This is a genomic window from Dialister succinatiphilus YIT 11850, from assembly GCF_000242435.1.
Taxonomy (GTDB): domain Bacteria; phylum Bacillota; class Negativicutes; order Veillonellales; family Dialisteraceae; genus Dialister; species Dialister succinatiphilus.
Genome location: NZ_JH591187.1, coordinates 370,919 through 387,849, shown reverse-complemented (window position 1 = coordinate 387,849; position 16,931 = coordinate 370,919). Strand labels below are relative to the sequence as shown.

Annotated in this window: 17 protein-coding genes; 4 read left to right on the top strand and 13 right to left on the bottom strand. The window is 49.3% G+C overall.

What is annotated here, in order from left to right; genetic code table 11:
* Window positions 1-49: 49 nt before the first annotated feature.
* Window positions 50-1,120 carry an NAD(P)H-dependent flavin oxidoreductase gene (locus HMPREF9453_RS01635; RefSeq protein ID WP_008858821.1) on the top strand — a complete coding sequence of 357 codons (1,071 nt, stop codon included), beginning with the start codon at window positions 50-52 and terminating at the stop codon, window positions 1,118-1,120.
* A gap of 202 nt (window positions 1,121-1,322) precedes the next feature.
* On the opposite strand, the gene pyrE is transcribed toward HMPREF9453_RS01635, so the two are convergent.
* The 5 genes from pyrE to HMPREF9453_RS01610 form a co-directional block, all read right to left on the bottom strand.
* Complete coding sequence (gene pyrE, locus HMPREF9453_RS01630) at window positions 1,323-1,910, bottom strand: orotate phosphoribosyltransferase (protein ID WP_008858820.1); 588 nt, start codon at window positions 1,908-1,910, stop codon at window positions 1,323-1,325.
* Entirely contained in the window at window positions 1,907-2,647 is a 741-nt protein-coding gene (gene pyrF / locus HMPREF9453_RS01625; RefSeq protein ID WP_008858819.1) for an orotidine-5'-phosphate decarboxylase, read from the bottom strand. The genes pyrE and pyrF overlap by 4 nt, the downstream gene beginning before the upstream one ends.
* Window positions 2,648-2,897: 250 nt before the next feature.
* Entirely contained in the window at window positions 2,898-3,830 is a 933-nt protein-coding gene (locus tag HMPREF9453_RS01620) for a hypothetical protein (protein WP_008858818.1), read from the bottom strand.
* A gap of 10 nt (window positions 3,831-3,840) precedes the next feature.
* On the bottom strand, window positions 3,841-4,788 hold the full coding sequence (locus tag HMPREF9453_RS01615; RefSeq protein WP_008858817.1) for a phosphodiester glycosidase family protein: 948 nt from the start codon (window positions 4,786-4,788) through the stop codon (window positions 3,841-3,843).
* 32 nt (window positions 4,789-4,820) lie between these two features.
* Window positions 4,821-5,711, bottom strand: coding sequence for a polysaccharide deacetylase family protein (locus HMPREF9453_RS01610; RefSeq protein WP_008858816.1), 891 nt, complete (start codon window positions 5,709-5,711; stop codon window positions 4,821-4,823).
* Window positions 5,712-6,014: 303 nt separating this feature from the next.
* Between HMPREF9453_RS01610 and HMPREF9453_RS01605 the strand changes: the two genes are divergently transcribed.
* Window positions 6,015-7,139, top strand: a complete 1,125-nt coding sequence (locus HMPREF9453_RS01605; RefSeq protein WP_008858815.1) for an N-acetylmuramoyl-L-alanine amidase family protein — start codon at window positions 6,015-6,017, stop codon at window positions 7,137-7,139.
* A 12-nt stretch (window positions 7,140-7,151) separates the two neighbouring features.
* Window positions 7,152-7,700: a GerMN domain-containing protein gene (locus tag HMPREF9453_RS01600; protein WP_008858814.1), complete on the top strand. Its 549-nt coding sequence runs from the start codon at window positions 7,152-7,154 to the stop codon at window positions 7,698-7,700.
* Window positions 7,701-7,759: 59 nt separating this feature from the next.
* Here HMPREF9453_RS01600 and HMPREF9453_RS01595 read toward each other — a convergent pair whose 3' ends face one another.
* From HMPREF9453_RS01595 to cysS, 8 genes are all read right to left on the bottom strand, one after another.
* Complete coding sequence (locus HMPREF9453_RS01595) at window positions 7,760-8,575, bottom strand: hypothetical protein (protein ID WP_008858813.1); 816 nt, start codon at window positions 8,573-8,575, stop codon at window positions 7,760-7,762.
* A 285-nt stretch (window positions 8,576-8,860) separates the two neighbouring features.
* On the bottom strand, window positions 8,861-9,331 hold the full coding sequence (gene smpB / locus HMPREF9453_RS01590) for an SsrA-binding protein SmpB (RefSeq protein WP_008858812.1): 471 nt from the start codon (window positions 9,329-9,331) through the stop codon (window positions 8,861-8,863).
* A gap of 24 nt (window positions 9,332-9,355) precedes the next feature.
* A complete protein-coding gene (gene rnr, locus HMPREF9453_RS01585; protein ID WP_008858811.1) occupies window positions 9,356-11,416 on the bottom strand; it encodes a ribonuclease R in 2,061 nt (686 codons plus the stop codon).
* Between the two features lie 349 nt (window positions 11,417-11,765).
* A complete protein-coding gene (gene secG / locus HMPREF9453_RS01580; RefSeq protein ID WP_008858810.1) occupies window positions 11,766-12,002 on the bottom strand; it encodes a preprotein translocase subunit SecG in 237 nt (78 codons plus the stop codon).
* A gap of 369 nt (window positions 12,003-12,371) precedes the next feature.
* Window positions 12,372-12,881 carry an NYN domain-containing protein gene (locus HMPREF9453_RS01575; protein WP_008858809.1) on the bottom strand — a complete coding sequence of 170 codons (510 nt, stop codon included), beginning with the start codon at window positions 12,879-12,881 and terminating at the stop codon, window positions 12,372-12,374.
* The gene (gene rlmB / locus HMPREF9453_RS01570) at window positions 12,878-13,732 is read right to left on the bottom strand and encodes a 23S rRNA (guanosine(2251)-2'-O)-methyltransferase RlmB (RefSeq protein WP_008858808.1); all 855 of its coding nucleotides are present in this window, start codon (window positions 13,730-13,732) and stop codon (window positions 12,878-12,880) included. The genes HMPREF9453_RS01575 and rlmB overlap by 4 nt, the downstream gene beginning before the upstream one ends.
* Window positions 13,722-14,192, bottom strand: coding sequence for a Mini-ribonuclease 3 (locus HMPREF9453_RS01565; protein ID WP_040379466.1), 471 nt, complete (start codon window positions 14,190-14,192; stop codon window positions 13,722-13,724). The genes rlmB and HMPREF9453_RS01565 overlap by 11 nt, the downstream gene beginning before the upstream one ends.
* Complete coding sequence (cysS, locus tag HMPREF9453_RS01560; RefSeq protein ID WP_008858806.1) at window positions 14,182-15,627, bottom strand: cysteine--tRNA ligase; 1,446 nt, start codon at window positions 15,625-15,627, stop codon at window positions 14,182-14,184. Before cysS ends, HMPREF9453_RS01565 begins: the two co-directional genes overlap by 11 nt.
* Window positions 15,628-16,450: 823 nt before the next feature.
* On the opposite strand from cysS, the gene HMPREF9453_RS11180 reads away from it, so the two are divergent.
* Window positions 16,451-16,931, top strand: a 481-nt coding sequence (locus HMPREF9453_RS11180; RefSeq protein WP_008858805.1) for a transposase, incomplete at its 3' end; no start/stop codon positions are given.

Here is a 16,931-nt window from a genome sequence, read left to right as displayed (position 1 = left end):
GTTTGATTTCTTTCGTATTATATTTTTAAAACTATCCAGGAGTGATAATATGAAATTACCAAAGCTTCACATCGGTGACTTAACTGCCAATATTCCCATCATCCAGGGAGGTATGGGCATTGGCGTCAGCCTTTCCGGACTGGCAGGAGCCGTGGCCAGGGAAGGCGGCATTGGTGTCATTTCCGCTGCCCAGGTAGGATTCAACGAACCCGATTTCCGTACCAACACCGTTAAAGCCAATATCCGCGCTTTAAAGGAGCAGATTCATAAAGCCCGCGAAAAAGCCAAAAACGGCATTATCGGCATCAATATCATGTGGCGGGGTCAGCACTATGAAGACTACGCCCGCACGGCCGCTGAAAGCGGCGCCGACATTATCTTTTCCGGCGCCGGCCTGCCGGCGGACCTTCCGGTTTGTGTAGAAGGCACCAATACAAAAATTGCGCCTATCATCGGCTCCCCGAAAGCCGCCCGGGTCATTCTGAAGCTGTGGGCCAAACATCATAACCGCACGGCAGACCTGGTCGTCATTGAAGGCCCCAAGGCCGGCGGCCATCTGGGCTACACCAGAGAACAGGTAAAAATGCATGAAAGTGACGGCTATGAAAAGGAGATTATGGAAATTCTTGGCGTGGTAAAGGAATTTGAAGAAAAATTCAATAAGAAAATCCCCGTTGTCTTCGGCGGCGGTATTTTTGATAAAAAAGATATTGAACACTACCTGTCCCTGGGCCTGTCCGGCGTTCAGATGGCCACCCGTTTCGTAGCTACGAAAGAATGCGATGCAGCGGAGGCCTTCAAGAATATGTATGTCAAGGCAAAACCCTCTGATGTTACCATTGTGCAGAGTCCTGTCCACATGCCGGGCCGCGCCCTGCTCAATCCTTTTGTCCGTGCCGTCCGTCAGGGAAGGATTCCTGTAACCAACTGCTTCCACTGCCTGAAGACCTGCGATCCCAGCACCACCCCCTACTGCATTACCCAGGCCCTCATCCGCGCTGTCAGAGGAGATGTGGACCACGGTCTTGTCTTCTGCGGTGCCAATGCGTGGAAAATCAATCAAATAACCACGGTTCATGATTTATTCACAGAACTGGTAGAAGGAACAGCAAAGGCGTAAGGGATCTGCGCCCTTACGGCACCAACGGTTTCTCCCGTCTGACAACGGACGGGCCGCTTCAGTTTGTGGTATTTTCCTGTGGAGCAGCAGGTATGCCGGCGTTACGGCTTTCCTTCCTGCATCCACGGTCCAGCTGTACCAGCAAAAAAGCTGTAAAGCCAAATGGCTCTACAGCTTTTTTTATGTCAAAATCTCATTCCCATTATTTCAGATGATGGCTGCCTCGTTCTGTAATAGGCACGCCGGCCTTGCACAGGGGACATTCTTCCGGTTTGTAGGTAGGAACGGTGAGGTGAAGAAGAGGATATACCTTTTCTTTAGGAACACCGAAGTCTGCCTTGCCGCCGGAACGGTCTACGAAGAGGCCGATACCTACGATGTCGCCTTTCGCCTTGTTCACCACGTCCACTACTTCTTTAATGGAGCCGCCGGTGGTGACAATATCTTCTACGATGAGCACCTTTTCACCAGGCGCAATTTTGAAACCGCGGCGAAGAGTCATTTTACCGTTTTCTCTTTCGGTGAAAATGGAACGAACCCCCAGAAGGCGGGCAGTCACCTGGGAAAGGATAATGCCGCCGGTAGCCGGTCCGATAACCGTTTCAATGCCCATGCCCTTGAAGTGGTTGGCAAATTCCTGGCACAGCTTTTCCGTGTATTCCGGATGCTGGAGAACGTTGAATTTTTCAACATACAGAGGGCTGTGAAGGCCGCTGGTGAGAAGGAAATGACCTTCCAGAATGGCTTTGGTTTCTTTCAGTAAAGATTCAACTTCTTTTTCGTTCATCATGCATTCTCCTTAATTTCCTTTAAAATCAAACGGGCTGCTGCGCAGGGATCAATGGCCTGGGTAATAGGCCGGCCGATAACAAGCATTGAAGACCCGTCTTTGAAAGCTTCCGATGGAGTGGCAATGCGCTTCTGGTCATCAGTCTGGGCAAAAGAAGGGCGGATGCCCGGGGTGACGATAAGGAAATCATTCCCTGCCATTTTGCGGATGGATGAAGCTTCTCTAGGCGATGCCACTACGCCGTCCACACCGGAATCTTTGGCCAGCTGGGCCAGTTCCAGTACGTGGTCCTGAATAGGAAGATGACCGCCCACTTCCTGCCAGCCCTGGTCGTCAAAGCTGGTGAGTACAGTCACTGCCAGAATCTTCGGACGTTCTACTCCCAGTTCATCTGCCGTTATTTTTGCATATCTGGCAGCTGCCTGCATCATAGCCCTGCCGCCGCCGGCATGGACTGTAATCAGGTTTACTCCCAGACGGGTAACGGAAGCCACGCTGTGGCCTACGGTATTGGGAATATCATGAAGCTTCAGGTCCAGGAACACTTTCTTCCCATGTTCCTTCAGGTAATGGATGGTTTCGCTGCCTGCGCTGTAATACAGCTCCATTCCTACCTTATAATAAGAAACCAGATCTCCCAGTTCGTCTACCAGTTCTTTCATTTTGTCGAAAGAATCCACATCCAGTGCCACAATCAGTCGGTCATCAGCTGTGTAGACTTCTTCTTTCTCGTCCATTCATGATCTCCCTTCCTCTATTCACCTGCAGGAAGCCGTCGCGGCACAGAGCCGGCGCTTCCCCATATCTGACATATTATACCATTTCATGGGCATTCTGACACCCTGTTTTTCATTGTTTTACTCCACCCCGGCTCATTGCCCCGCTCTTTTCTAAAGCCTCTGGTACCGGCTCCATGTCCAGCTAAAAAAACTGCCCCTTTTCATAAGCTATTTTCCACATAAAAAACACAGCCCGAAGGCTGTGCCTTTATTTACCTGCCTGAGCGGCAGCTTCTTTAATCATATGCATGGTAACGGAGTTGAATTCTACCGGCGAATCCAGGGCTTTCACTTCCTTGAATCCTACGCCCAGCTTTCCTGTATAGTAGGCTGTCACATCACCTTTCGTATTAATCTTGACGGCATAAATGGTCTTGTCCTCATCCACACCCACCAGACGGAAGGCACCAGGTGGAGAAATGACTCTCCAGGAGCTGTCATCCCCATTGAAGGTATAGAGGATGCCCTTCTGCCTGTCATCGTAGAAAAGGCGGTCCTTGTCGTAGTATACGGCAATCTTTCCGATATGTGAGGTCTGGATGTAGATACGCCTGGTATCATAATTGGCATCGGTCCGGTAAATACGGTAAAGCCCCTTCCCTACTTCCATTTTCATATACACCGCATTGGTGGCAGTAGAATAGGCTACGTCAACGATTTTAGAATTTCTTGGAAGATCCCTGATGGGAGCATCCGATTCATGGGTAGTGCCATCAGGATTATAGCGGGCCAAGGTTACGTCCCAGCGGCCGCCCTTCCAGTGAGCAGGATAAAGAGCCATGAGAGCCAGGTTTCGATCGGGCATCCATTCAAAGAAGGATACTCCCTGGTTCTTAAGATCCACGTTCTGGGGATTTCCCAGATCGTCAGCCTTGTAAATGGTGACGGAATCACCAGTTACATCAGCCATGTACTTATAGTCGTGGGAATAGTAGGCCTTCCCCTTGACACTGACTTTAGCAAAAAGTTTTTTCCCTTCCTTTTCCGCAGCTTCCGCCATTTTGTCCTTTACGTCGGACATATCATAATCGCCGCTGGAAAGAGGAGCAAAGAGGACGCGGTCCATGTAGAGATAGGCGCCGGCCTGGATGCCTATACCAAGGATAAAGCATACTGCCAGCTGAGCAAATTTCTTATTCACCCTGTCCTCCTTATTTCACAATAAATGCGGTAGGAATCATACGCTCGCCCAGAAGGTCGGCAGGCTTGTTCACTACCTTGCCGTTATAGTACAGGGTGGTGGAGGAGCCTCCGTCCAGGTTGGCTGCAATATAAGCACCATTTTCATACAGAATATTCTGGGAATCCACCAGGGTAGCACCGATGCTGTATCCCGGCTGCCGTCCGTCGATAACGAGGAAGAGGATGGTGCCGTCTTTCTTCTGGCCGATGGCAGAACGGGGTGAAATGCCCCAGCCGCCGTCGCCGCTTTTAATCACTTTCTGCCCGTTAATGATGAGGGGCGGCCCGAAGGTAAGACCTTCAATGGCTCCCATATCCCGGAGCTGTTTCTTGTTGTAGTTGCCGGCAATAAGGTTTCCGCTTTTGGTCATACCGACGAAATCCACTTTTTCACTGTCATCTACCTGCTGGCCCAGAAGATACTTTCCTTTATGAAGAATGAAGCCATAGGGCAGACGGCCGGTGCCGGTACCGTTGGGGTCGTAGAAGCCGCCGCCGTTAATGGCAGCCACCGCATTGTTTTTCTTGGCAATGTTGCTGGTGGTATCTCCTTTTTCATTGATGTCCTCTGCCGTAGCCACTTCCACCCTGGTGGGGTTGGGAATTTCCAGGAGGTAGCCGACGAAGCGGGATGTTTCAATCTTCTTCAGATTCAGCGTAGAATCAGTCCGCGGTTTGAAGGAGAACATTTTCTGCGTATCCGTAGCTTTCACCACACCAAGGATCTGGTTCAGCTCATCCTGGGAATAAAGCCAGGTAATGTACTGGGGATGACGGGAACGCATGATAGCCCCTACCACCGCCCGTTTCAGATTACCAAAGGGTCCGAAGAGCACCACGATAGGTGAAGTAACAAGGAAGAAAATCAGGGTAATCAGAATAAACTTGAAAATAAAGCTGTGAAATATACGTTTCATTCTTGCTCCTAAAAAACAAAGCCAGGATTTCCTTATACCGGCGTATAGTTATCCTTGTTCAGCCGTTCAGAGAAACGGGCCAGGGAAATATCATTACCAATATACACCCGTTTCAGTTCATAGGGATAGCTTCCTACATGGACACGGCCGGAGTCGGTAGTAACTGCCATTTTAATGCCTGCCTTCTTGCAGATTTCCACCACCTGGTCATCATAGTCGCCATATGGATAGGCCAGCCAGGCATTATCAATGCCAAGATGATACTTCAAGGCCTCATTGGCTTCCACGATTTCTTTCTCCTTTTCCTTGGCCGTAGCCAGGTTATGAAGCTTGGGGTGAGACAGCGTATGGTTGGCAATGGTAACCGTATGGCTGTCGGCCATTTCTTTCAGCTGATCCCAGGTCATGCGGTTATAGGGCTTGCCTACATCATCGGTAATGAGGAAAAGGGTCCAGGGGAAACCGTATTCCTTCATCATGGGGTAGACAATGGTATAACTGTCCAGATAGCCATCATCAAAAGTGATGCAAACCGGCTTTTCCGGAAGAGCAGCCCCTTTGGTCACATAGTCATAGAGTTCCTGCATGGTAATGGGATGATAACCGTGATCTCTCAGATAGTTCATCTGCAGGCGAAGGTTTGCTTCCGTCTCCACGGCGGCGTTGTTCGGAATATCACCAATCATATGGAACATGAGCACGGAAACGCCTTCCGGCACGCTGTAGGTAACAGAGGGATCCCGCTTGACATAGGCAGTTCCCGGCTTCAGCTGACCCTCAGCCTGCACAGCGGCAGATGAAGAAGCCCCGCTTTTGGCTTCTCCCGGCGCACAGCCGGTGAGTGCAAACATGGAAGAAGAAAGAAGCAGCAGCGCGGCAGCAGCAGCCGCCGTCTTTTTCCAGCCCCTTGATAAAAATTTCACTTAAAACTCCCCTTTATCCAAATTCAAAAAGCACACCTAATCAGGCAATATAGATTATTTTACTACGATTTACATGCTTTGGCTATCAAAAGTCGAAATAAAGTACCAATCATAACAATTTATCATACAATATGCCCTTTCTGTGTTTAAAATCATTTCTGTTTTGATAAGAAATCCAATCCTTTCCATAAAAAGAAGAAAGAGTACCATAAAAAGTGATATAATAAAATTTACTTGAAAAGGTGACCCTACCGCAGGAGCTGAAAATAAAACTCCTGCCTGATTCCAGAAAGGACCTGTATAATGATAAAAAAGTTAATCCGGTTATTTCTTATTCTCGCAGCAATCCTTATGCTGCCCTCCGCTTCCGGCGCCCTGGCCAAAGACGCCCAGGTAACGGCCCTCCGCTGGACCTCCCGTAACGACGGGAATCCTCCCTTTGTCCGCATTGCCATGGATCTTTCCAAGGCTGTCCATGCAGAAGCGGCCATTGATGATGCAGGGAAAAATTTCGAAGTAGTCCTGAAAAAGACCTCCATGGGCAGCGTGGCTTCCCAGTATGACATGGATCCCCGGGCCATTGACTTTGCCACTCTTTCTGAAAAAGACGGCGATACCTATCTGGACGTGGCCCTCAGCAAGCCCCAGAAAATCGATGATATCCGTGTTTTCGCCCTCCGTCCCGATGCCAAAATGAAGAAACCGCACCGGCTGGTAGTGGATATCCCGGTAATTGGTGCCAAACAGACCTATACAAAAAAGGCTTCCTCTGCTGCCTCTTCCAGCCCTGCTTCCTCCTATAAAAAGCAGAGTTATAATGTGTCTTCCGATGCCAAAAGCGTGCTAAAAGGTAAAATCATCTGCATTGATCCGGGTCACGGCGGCACTGATGTAGGTGCCATCGGCCATATCGGCGGCAAAGATGTATATGAAAAGAACATCACCCTTTCCATCGCACTCCCCCTGCGGGATATGCTCACCTCTGCCGGTGCCAAGGTGGTTATGACCAGAGACACCGATAAAGATGTGTACGGCCCCTGGGCCGATGCGGATCCGGAGCTGCAGGCCCGCTGCGACATTGCCAATGAAGCCCATGCAGACGCCTTCGTTTCCATCCATATCGATTCCTTCTCCAACTCTTCCGTTGACGGCACCACAGCCTACTACAACGCTAAAAGTTCCAAAGACCTGCTGCTTGCCCAGATGATGCACCAGGCCACCATGAATTCCCTCTCCATCCCCGACCGGGGTGTGAAATCCAATGATTTCTACGTGAATGTCTACACCACCATGCCTTCGGTACTCATGGAAATGGGATTCATCACCAATGACCACCGCGTCAAAATGCTCACCTCTTCCTGGGGTCCCCGGGGCATTGCCCAGAGCCTCTTCAACGGACTAGTGAACTACTTTGCTGCCATTTCCTAAGGAGCCATGACTATGAATAGAAAAATCATTTTCTCCCTGCTTGCCGCTTCCGCCTTAACCATCGCCCTTGCCGGATGTGCACCGGAAAGTGGAAAGCAGGCAGCCACAAGCCTTTCCCCCCAGGCCGCTTCTTCTCAGTCTCCTCTTCCCGCTGAATCGGAAGCATCACTGACCTACTACAAGGCCAATGATGAAGGCACGAAAATCATTCCTGTTTCCATGAAAGTAAAGTCCAAAGACCGTACTGCCAAAACAGCCATGGAGGAAATGATAAGAACCGATAGAAAATCCAGATATCCCCTCCTTCCCGCCGGCCTTTCCCTGAAAAGCATTGCCATTAAGGAAGGTACCGCCTACGTGGACTTCAGCAAAGAGCTGAATAATATCAAAGGTTCCACCGGCGAATCTCTTTTCATTGCCATGACCGTAGACACCCTCACCGAATTTCCCAACATCCATGATGTTGTCATCCGCGTTGAGGGAAAATCTCCGAAATTCCAAATGGATATGACCAGGCCCTTCAAGCGGGACGAAAGCTATATACAGATGGAAAAGAAATAAATAACAGCAGCCAAAAAGCCTGTGAAAAAATGATTGCACATTTTTTCACAGGCTTTTCTTTATTTATCTTCTTTTTCCAGTACTTCAATTTCACCGGCAGCAAAGGCAGCAGGATAGGTGTATTCCTTTTCCACTTCCGTAAACTTCACGGTCATTCGTCCATTGCTGATTTCCATAATGATTCCTTCCCCATAGAGAGGAGAAATAACCAGGGTCCCTTCGCCCAGGGAAATAAAGCGGGTATTGCCCCTGTGGGTTTCCTTAGCCCGGTGGGGAACGATTTTTTCTTTCTTCTCCGGTTTTGCCTGTTCCGGAACCTTATAGGTTCTTTCCTTTCCCTTGTGAGGTTCTGCTTTCTTTTCCTTTTTCACTTCCGGGAAAGCGCTTTTCAGCAGCTTCGATGGCAGGCCCCGGGGATACATGACATGTTCACCAGTCGCTTCGTAGGTCACATACACTCCTCTTTCCGTAATCCGGCTGACCACGCCTTTACCCAGGGTTTCATCGACCACTTCAAGCCCCACTTCCGGTTCCCGTTTTTCTACCTTCCGGTCTTTGGAAAAAGGCTTTTTATCTCCAGGCTGCACATCAAAGGTAAAGACCTTCTTTTCCAAAGGTTTTCCCAAAGCCGCCGGCCTCCTTTCTCTCGGAGCCGTGGTCCTTTTCTTTCTGGGAATTACCTTTTCCACATCGCCAAAGGCCACGGTAATCCCATCTTCCGTCACCTTACGTACAATGCCTACACCCAGCCGGCGGTCTTCAAATTCCACTCCCGGTTTCAGTTTCCGTTTGAACCGTCCGCCGGCAGTACCTTTTCTATCCTTACGAAAAGGCTTCCTGTTTCCCTTATGAAAAGGCTTTTTGTCTTTATCCATGTTTTCTCCTTATGATCTTATATCTTAGTCCTGCAATTTGATTCTTCTTATTATACCAGTATTTGACAAGGGTTCATAGGGCTTAGGAAGGTACAGCTTCTTAGCCGTCTTATACATATGACAGAGCCCTACGAAGAACGACTCCCATGAAGGACCCCGGGGCGAAGCTGTAACATGGCCTTTCGATGCCAGAGTAGAACAATCATCTTAATCTTATGGACCTCTTTCACAATCTGCCCCATGATTGGCCCCTTTTTCTCCCAAAGGCACCTTTTTCCGACAGTCTCAGTCCAGCCTCTGGGTCTTAATCCGTCTGTCCAGATCCCTTTTGGCCGCCTTTTCAGCCATGTCCTGCCGTTTGTCATATAGTTTCTTACCGGTAGCAGTACCGATTTCCACTTTCACTTTACCGTGCTTGAAATACATTTTCAGAGGCACCAGAGTGAGCCCCTTTGTTTTCAGCTTCATTTCAATCTTGCGGATTTCCTGCTTATGAAGAAGAAGTTTTCTGGTACGTAGGGGATTGTGATTAAAGATGTTTCCCTGTTCGTAGGGACTGATATGGGCATTCCACAGGAAGACCTCCCCATGTTCTACTTTGGCAAAGCTGTCCCTGAGATTCACCCTGCCGGCGCGGATAGATTTTACTTCCGTACCGGTCAGGGCAATGCCGCACTCATAGGTGTCGTGGATAAAATAATTATGATAGGCCTGCCGGTTAGCTGCTATCGGCGGTGCCGTTTTTTCTTTTTTCATACAAAGCCTCCTGCAGGAAAGGGATTATTTCCTCTTTCCTCCTTTTTTGCCCCGGGACTTGCCGCTTCCTTTCTTATCTTTCTTCCTGGAGTGGGACTTGGAGCGGGAAGAGGTTCTTGTCTTTTTCTCCAGATTCAGAGGCGAATGGATTTCTCCCAGGACGAAATCCACTTCCCTTCTTTCCTTATCCGCTTTCACCAGCGTCACCCGCACCGGCATGCCCATGGAGTAGGTGGTGCCGGAGAATCGGCCGGTCATGGTCATGGTATCTTCCTGGTACACGTATTCATCGTCATCCATGGAGTCCACATGCACCAGTCCTTCCACGCCGTTATCAAGACCTACGAAAATACCGAACCGAGTAATGCCGGTAATATGTCCATCGAAGGGTTCTCCTACGAAGGGCACCATGTATTCCGTCATCTTCAGATCATCCACATCCCGTTCCGTTTCCGTGGCATTCTGTTCCGTTTCCGAGCAGTGTTCAGCTGCCCGAATCAGGAACTCCGTCTGCTGCTTCCGCTGCTGTTTCGTCATTTCATCATGAATAGCCTGCCGGATAAGACGGTGCACCATGAGGTCCGGATAACGGCGGATAGGAGATGTGAAGTGGGTGTAGCAGGTGCTGGCAATGCCGAAGTGACCGTCATTGTCTGTGCTGTAGCAGGCCTGGGGCAGGGAACGCAGGGTCATCACCTGTACCACGGCCTCAATATCCTGACCCTTCACCGATGCCAGGAGCTTCTGGATATCCTTTGGTTCCGGGTCTTCCGGAATGTGAATGGGAAGGCCCATAATGGCGATGAGCCGTTTCAGGGAATTCAGCTTTTCCTGGTCCGGATGGTCATGGACACGATAAATGGACGTATGGCCAGTCTTTTCCAGGAAACGGGCCACTGCTTCGTTGGCAGCAATCATGGCGTCTTCAATCATTTTCTCCGATTCACCGCGAATCCGCTTTTCAATGCGCAGGGGCTTGCCATCTTCATCAAGCACCACCTTGTATTCCGGGAAATCGAAGTCCAGGGCACCCCGACGGGTGCGGTTCTGCCGAAGAGCTGCTGCACATTCCCTAAGATCTTCCAGCATGGGCAGATGAATTTTCAAATCTTCCGGTGCAATGCCTTCGTTAAAGGCCTTGTTGATTTCCGGGTAATTGCAGCGTCTTGCCACCCGCACAATGGAAGGTGTAATTTTTTCTGTTTTTACCGTGCCGTCCGGCGCCACATCCATAAGGCAGGACATGGCATAGCGGTCCTCATCATGGTTCAGGCTGCAGAGATCATTGGACAGCTGGAAAGGCAGCATGGGAATAACCCGATCCGCCAGATATACGGAAGTGCCCCTCCGATACGCTTCATCATCCAGAAGGGAGCCTTTGGTTACATAGCGGGATACATCGGCTATGTGGACACCCAGGGCGAAATGACCATTTCCCTTCTTTTCGCAGTAGACCGCATCGTCCAGATCCTTGGAATCAGGGCCATCGATGGTGACAATAGGCATATTTCTATAATCTGCCACCCCTTCTTCCGGTACAATGGTGCGAGGCAGATTGTCCGCCTCCTTCATGAGGTCATCGGAAAATACATGGGGCAGACGATGCTGGGCAATAATAACGTCAATATCAAGGCCTTTATCGCCTTTGTAACCGATGACTTCCGTCACCTTGCCTTCCGCATCGGTCCACTCGCCGGGCCAGCGGGTCACCTGCACCATGACGCGGGCACCGGTAACCGCTCCCATTTCATCGCCTTCGGGAATCTGGATGACCATGTCCACCTTTTCATCAATAGGTACCGCTTCCCCGCCATCTGCCAGCATTTCATAAGTACATACAAACATATCATCTGCCCGTTCAATGACACGGGTAATCCGGCCCTCCGTATTATGGCGGCCGGTTTCGCTTTTCATGGTCTTCACTTCTACCGTATCATTATTTACAGCGTTCAGATGATCCTTCTCTGCAATGTACACATCCTCATGGTCATCATCGGTGAGCAGGAAGCCAAAACGACCATAAGATTTATACACGCCCTGCAGAATGACGCCGGGCTTATAAGGCAGCAATTCCTTTTTTTCCATTGATTTCTCCTCCAGGGAAACGCTGATTCAATCGTTATCGAAATTCATTTTTGTATTTTTATGGAATGCCGGGAATGGAAGCGCGAATAGAAAGCTGTCTAAAGATGCTTATGCCGATGCATTAAATAAAATACTTATGGAATTCGATGCTGAGAATAAATCAGTGCTTTCCTGTAAAAATGTCTCTTCAGAGACAGTTAAAACGTATATATCTATACTAAGACTACATGAAACAGGCCTTCTGCGCAAGGCCCAAATAAAAAAGAGGCCTGCCGCCGGCAAACCTCCAGGGAAATGCTCATTCCTGCGCCTGATGAAATCGGAGGGCAGACTACATTTTCCCAGTCAATCAGAAAGTATTCATATATCTTCCAAGCACCAGGCAGAGAACAGCAAACATGGTACCAAAGACTACAGTGAACTTGGACAGCACTGCATCCTTGCCCCTGGTCCGTCCGCCGGCTGCGTTTTCCGTACCGCCGCCGATAGCTGTACCCATACCGGCCTGTTTAGATTCCTGACCTACCACTACCACAATCAAAAGCAGGGAAACCACAAAGGTTAATCCAATCAAAAAGTACTTCACTGCGAATCCTCCTCTGCACCTGCCTCACGTACGGCAGATACGGTTCTATCTTCTAAAAGAAATGATATCAAACACTATTTTATACTAATCATCATGAATGGTCAACTGAATTTTGTATAAACTCCATTTCCTGCCTGCAAAATCCGCTCTCTCCATGAATCATTCTTTTTGCAAGGTGGAAAAACGGCAGTACACCGCCCTTTTGGCAGGAAAGACCTCATAGGAACAGATTCAAAAAAGGAAACAGGCATGATGAACATCATCATGCCTGTGCAGGGTTCCGTTTTCTGTCAAAGACCTGCGATTACGCAGTGCAAAATGCCTCCAACCCTTCCGGCAACCTTTTTCGCAGAATGGATTGAAAACCCATTACCGCCCTCTCAGCTTATCCAGCTTTTCCTGTACAGATAGAGGGATGGCCCTCCCTATTTCACTTCTGAGATTCTTATGGTTATTCCTGGTGATGAATTTGGACTGCAGCGCCTTATCCTCTTCCATGGCCCGCATAAGGTCTGAAACCGGCACCCGGTAGGCACCGTTTCCCAGAATCTGGCTCTGCTCGGGGCCGTCAGATGTGACCACGAAGATATGTCTGTATTCTTCCCGCCGGAGATAGGATTCTTTTTCAATATAAGAATCGGCAGTCATCCTTCTCGGCGTATACACAATGGTAAAGAAGGCGGACAGTTCCTCCACCTTCACCTTGGTGGAATTCCCTTTCCCATCGAAGGCGATAATCACTTCTATGTCATTATGGGCACCATAGTCCTGCATAATGTCCATGAGCTTCTTCCGGCACGATTCCAAATCGCTCCGGTCAAAGATGTCAGGTCTGCCGAAAATCACATTATAGCCGTCTACCAGATAGAGATCCTTCATAACTCATCCCTCTGCTTTGCTGCTTCATAAATGAGAAGAGCAGCTGCCACAGAAACATTAAGGGAAGAAACCTTCCCTTTCATAGGAATACGTACGCAGAAATCGCACATTTTCCGGGTAAGAGGACTTACGCCCTTCCCTTCTGCCCCCATAACGATGACCAGCGGGCCTTTCAGGTTGGCGTCATAATAGAGGCTTTCACCGTCCATATCGGCTCCTACCACCCAGAATCCCTTTTCCTTCAGCATTTCCAAAGTCTGCCTGATATTTCCCGTCTGACAGACAGGAAGATAGGCAAAGGCCCCGGCCGCGGTCTTCATGGCCGCTGCCGTTACCGGCGGGCTTTTATGCTTAGGAAGAAGCACCGCCGCTGCGCCGGCACATTCCGCCGTGCGGACAATGGCTCCCAGGTTGCGCACATCCTCCAGCCCATCCAGCAGGATCAGGATGGGACTCTTCCCTTCCCAATCCGCCAGCACCCGGTCAAGATCTGCATACTCATAGGGCTTCAGCAGGGCTGCAATTCCCTGATGCACTACGCCGCCGGACATATCATCCAGCTTTTCTTCCTTCACCTCTTCCACCGGCACTCCCTGCTTTTCAGCCAGAGCCGCCAGGGAAAGCAGACGGTCATCCTTCTTTCCTTCTTTCAGGAAAACCCGGCGCACTCCCCTGCTCTTCAGAAATTCGGATACGCTGTTTCTTCCACAGATGAGGAAAGAGTCAGAAGAGCCCTCCTTTTTCAAAGGTCTTTTCTTTCTTCCGTCTCTGGTGGATGAGGACAGGGGCTGCCGACGCTGTCCGGACTGTTTCTGTTTAAAGGATGGTCTCTCCCTTTTATCAGTTTTCATGGCTCATTTCTCCTGCCACATACTTCAAGCTTTTTTCAAGGATGAAATCCAGCCGCTGCTTCTGGCCGGAAAGGTACAGATAGCCAAGAAGCGCTTCAAAGGCTGTGGACTCCCGGTATTCCTCCACAGTGGCACTCTTCGGCACATGGGAACTGGTATTTCTGGCCCTCTTGGCCACCTTCAGCTCCCGCTCATTCAAAAGCTCCCTGATTTCAAAGAGAATACGGCTCTGCCAGCGGGCGGAAACGATTTCCGATGCCAGACTGTTCAGAATCTGCACATTATAAATACCTGTATCGATAAGGGCCTTCCGGATAAAGAAGGACCAACAGGCATCGCCAATATAAGCCAGGGTCAGCGCATCCATGGAAAAGACCTCCTGTTCACCAAGAACAGGAGATTCTTTACCAATCTTATGAGCCATCTGTTTTTTCAGAAATAAGACTCTCTTAAACTCCACGTTTCTTCCACCTTGCTCCTGTAGGAGTATCTTCAATCACAATGCCGATTTCACCCAGTTTATCCCGGATTTCATCAGCCAGCTGGTACTGCTTTGCTTTTCTGGCAGACTGGCGGACAGCAAGGATCACATTCATGAGGTCATTGTAATCCTTATCATCATAGGCTTCCGTCTTTTTCCATTCTTTTTCCAGAATACCCAGAATATCAAGGATTGTCTTGAAGGCCTTCCCTGCCTTTTCCAGAGATGCTTTGTTGAAACCAATACCGCTGTGTACATCGTTGTAATACACATTGATAGCCTTTGCCAGTTCAAACATGGCACCCGTAGCAAGGCCCGTATTGAAATCATCATCCATGGCTTCATGGAAGACTTTCATATCATCCTCTGCTGCTTTTTCAAGAGCTTTGGAGGCCTCTGTCACCTCACTGCCTTCCCGGCCGCTCAATTCTTTCACACGGCCAATGACGTCTTTCAGCTTGTCCATGTTCTTTTCTGCTTCTTCCAGGCGGTCATCAGAAAAATCAAGAGGACTTCTGTAATGGGTGGACAGAAGGAAATAGCGGAGCGCATCGCCGGAATACTTCTCCAGTACGTCTTTCACCAGGAAGAAATTATTCAGGGACTTACTCATCTTTTCAGAGTTAATGGTAATGAAGCCATTATGGAGCCAGTAATCTACGAAATGGCAGCCGGTGCAGCCTTCGGACTGGGCGATTTCATTTTCATGATGCGGGAAAATCAGATCCGAGCCGCCGCCATGGAAATCAAAGGTCTTGCCCAGGTAATGGATGGACATAGCAGAGCATTCAATATGCCAGCCCGGACGGCCCTTTCCCCAGGGGCTTTCCCAGAAAGGTTCGCCTGGCTTGGCAGCCTTCCACAGAGCAAAATCTCCGGGATTTCTCTTCTCATCATTTACTTCAATGCGGGCTCCTGCCAGCATATCTTCAATCTTCCTGCCAGACAGCCTGCCGTAATCTTTAAAAGTGGAAATATCATAATACACATCGCCGCCCAGTACATAGGCATGGCCTTTTTGAATCAATGTCTCCACCATGTGGATGATATCATCCATATGTTCAGAAACCCGGGGATATACATCGGCCCGGCGTACATGGAGTGCATCCATGACCTGGAAATAGGCATCAATATACCGGTCAGAAATTGTTTTCCAGTCGGTGCCTTCCGCATTGGCTTTATTGATAATCTTATCATCCACATCCGTAAAATTCTGTACGAATTCCACCTTGTAGCCCACATATTCCAAGTAGCGGCGAATCACATCCCAGGTCACTGCCGGACGGGCATTGCCGATATGGGGATGATTGTAGGGCGTTACGCCGCACACATAAATCTTCGCTTCCCCTGGTGTAATCGGTTTAAATACTTCCTTTTCCTTCGTCAGCGTGTTATACACTTTAATTTCTTCCATTTAGATTCCTCCATCTGTAGAGTGATTTATTTATATTCATATATAAGAAAGATATGATAAGCCTGTTTTTCCCTGCAACAGTGACACATGGTTATCATCTTCTTTCATGAAATCGATGGGTTAGTGAGCTAGTGAGCTAGTGAGCTAGTACACTAGTACACTAGCCAACTAGTTCCCATTAAAAAGACCGCCGCCTCACAGAGACGGTGGCCCGTTATTCCACTCTGTCGGCAAAAGCCGCGCATAGTCGTATCGTCGACCTACGGAAAAGGATACTGTATTCCCCTTTTCAGCTCACAGATGCATTTCCTGAAAGCTCACCAGGCATTTTCACCTTCCATGCCCTCTCTGAAGAATGGCCATCAGTACTTCTTCTGCTCATCGCCCAAACTATGTCAGATTTCATCCACAGAAATCGAATTTTAAATAAGCACGGCAGCTGACCTGGCTTTTGACCCCACACTCGCCTGCTGGAGCTTTCGCTACCCGGTGTCTTCCTCTCACTACTAACCCTCTCGGTTTTCCCGGCAGGACTTACTTCTAAACCGCACCATGCTCAGCAGGATTTTCCTGCGTTACGTGGATCGCTTTGGCTGCGACTACCATCGACTTTCAGCCACAGACCTGCAATGCTTATTTATTATTATAGATTCGATGGGTGGAACCTGTCAATATGAAATATTATATACTCAAACTTCGCAGGTAAAAATCCCCTGCACCCCTTGAAAGTCCAGGCTTTGTAAACAGAAAAATAGCATGAGTCTTGCCAGTTTGGTATAATTATGTTGGCTCAAAAACATACCAAGCACCGGAGGCTCATGCTATGAAAAGTATATCACAAACCACCCAGCAGATGGAATCCATCTCGAAGAAAACTTCGGCGTTCTTCCGTCGTTATCATGTCGGCCAGATTCTGCGCGCGGCCAACGCTTGCAAGCTCAAAGGATTTTCCTCCATTCTCGTTTTCCTCGTGCTCGTAAGCATCATCTTCGAGAACCGCTCGCTCTATATGCAGCGCCGACTTCACGAGGATTCGCTGCCGTTCGGCAAGGACACGGCTTACCGCTTCTTGAACTCCTGCCACACGAACTGGCGCAAGTTCACGCTGCTTCTTGCGGCGCGGATCATCAACGAAACCATCAAACCGCTGACGGATGCCGGCCGGCGTTGTGCCATCGTCGTCGACGATTCGCTCTTCAGCCGCTCGCGTTCCAAGCGCGTGGAACTCTTGGCGAACGTCTACGACCATGTGAGCCGCCGCTATACGAAGGGCTTCCGCTTGCTCGTCCTCGGCTGGACGGACG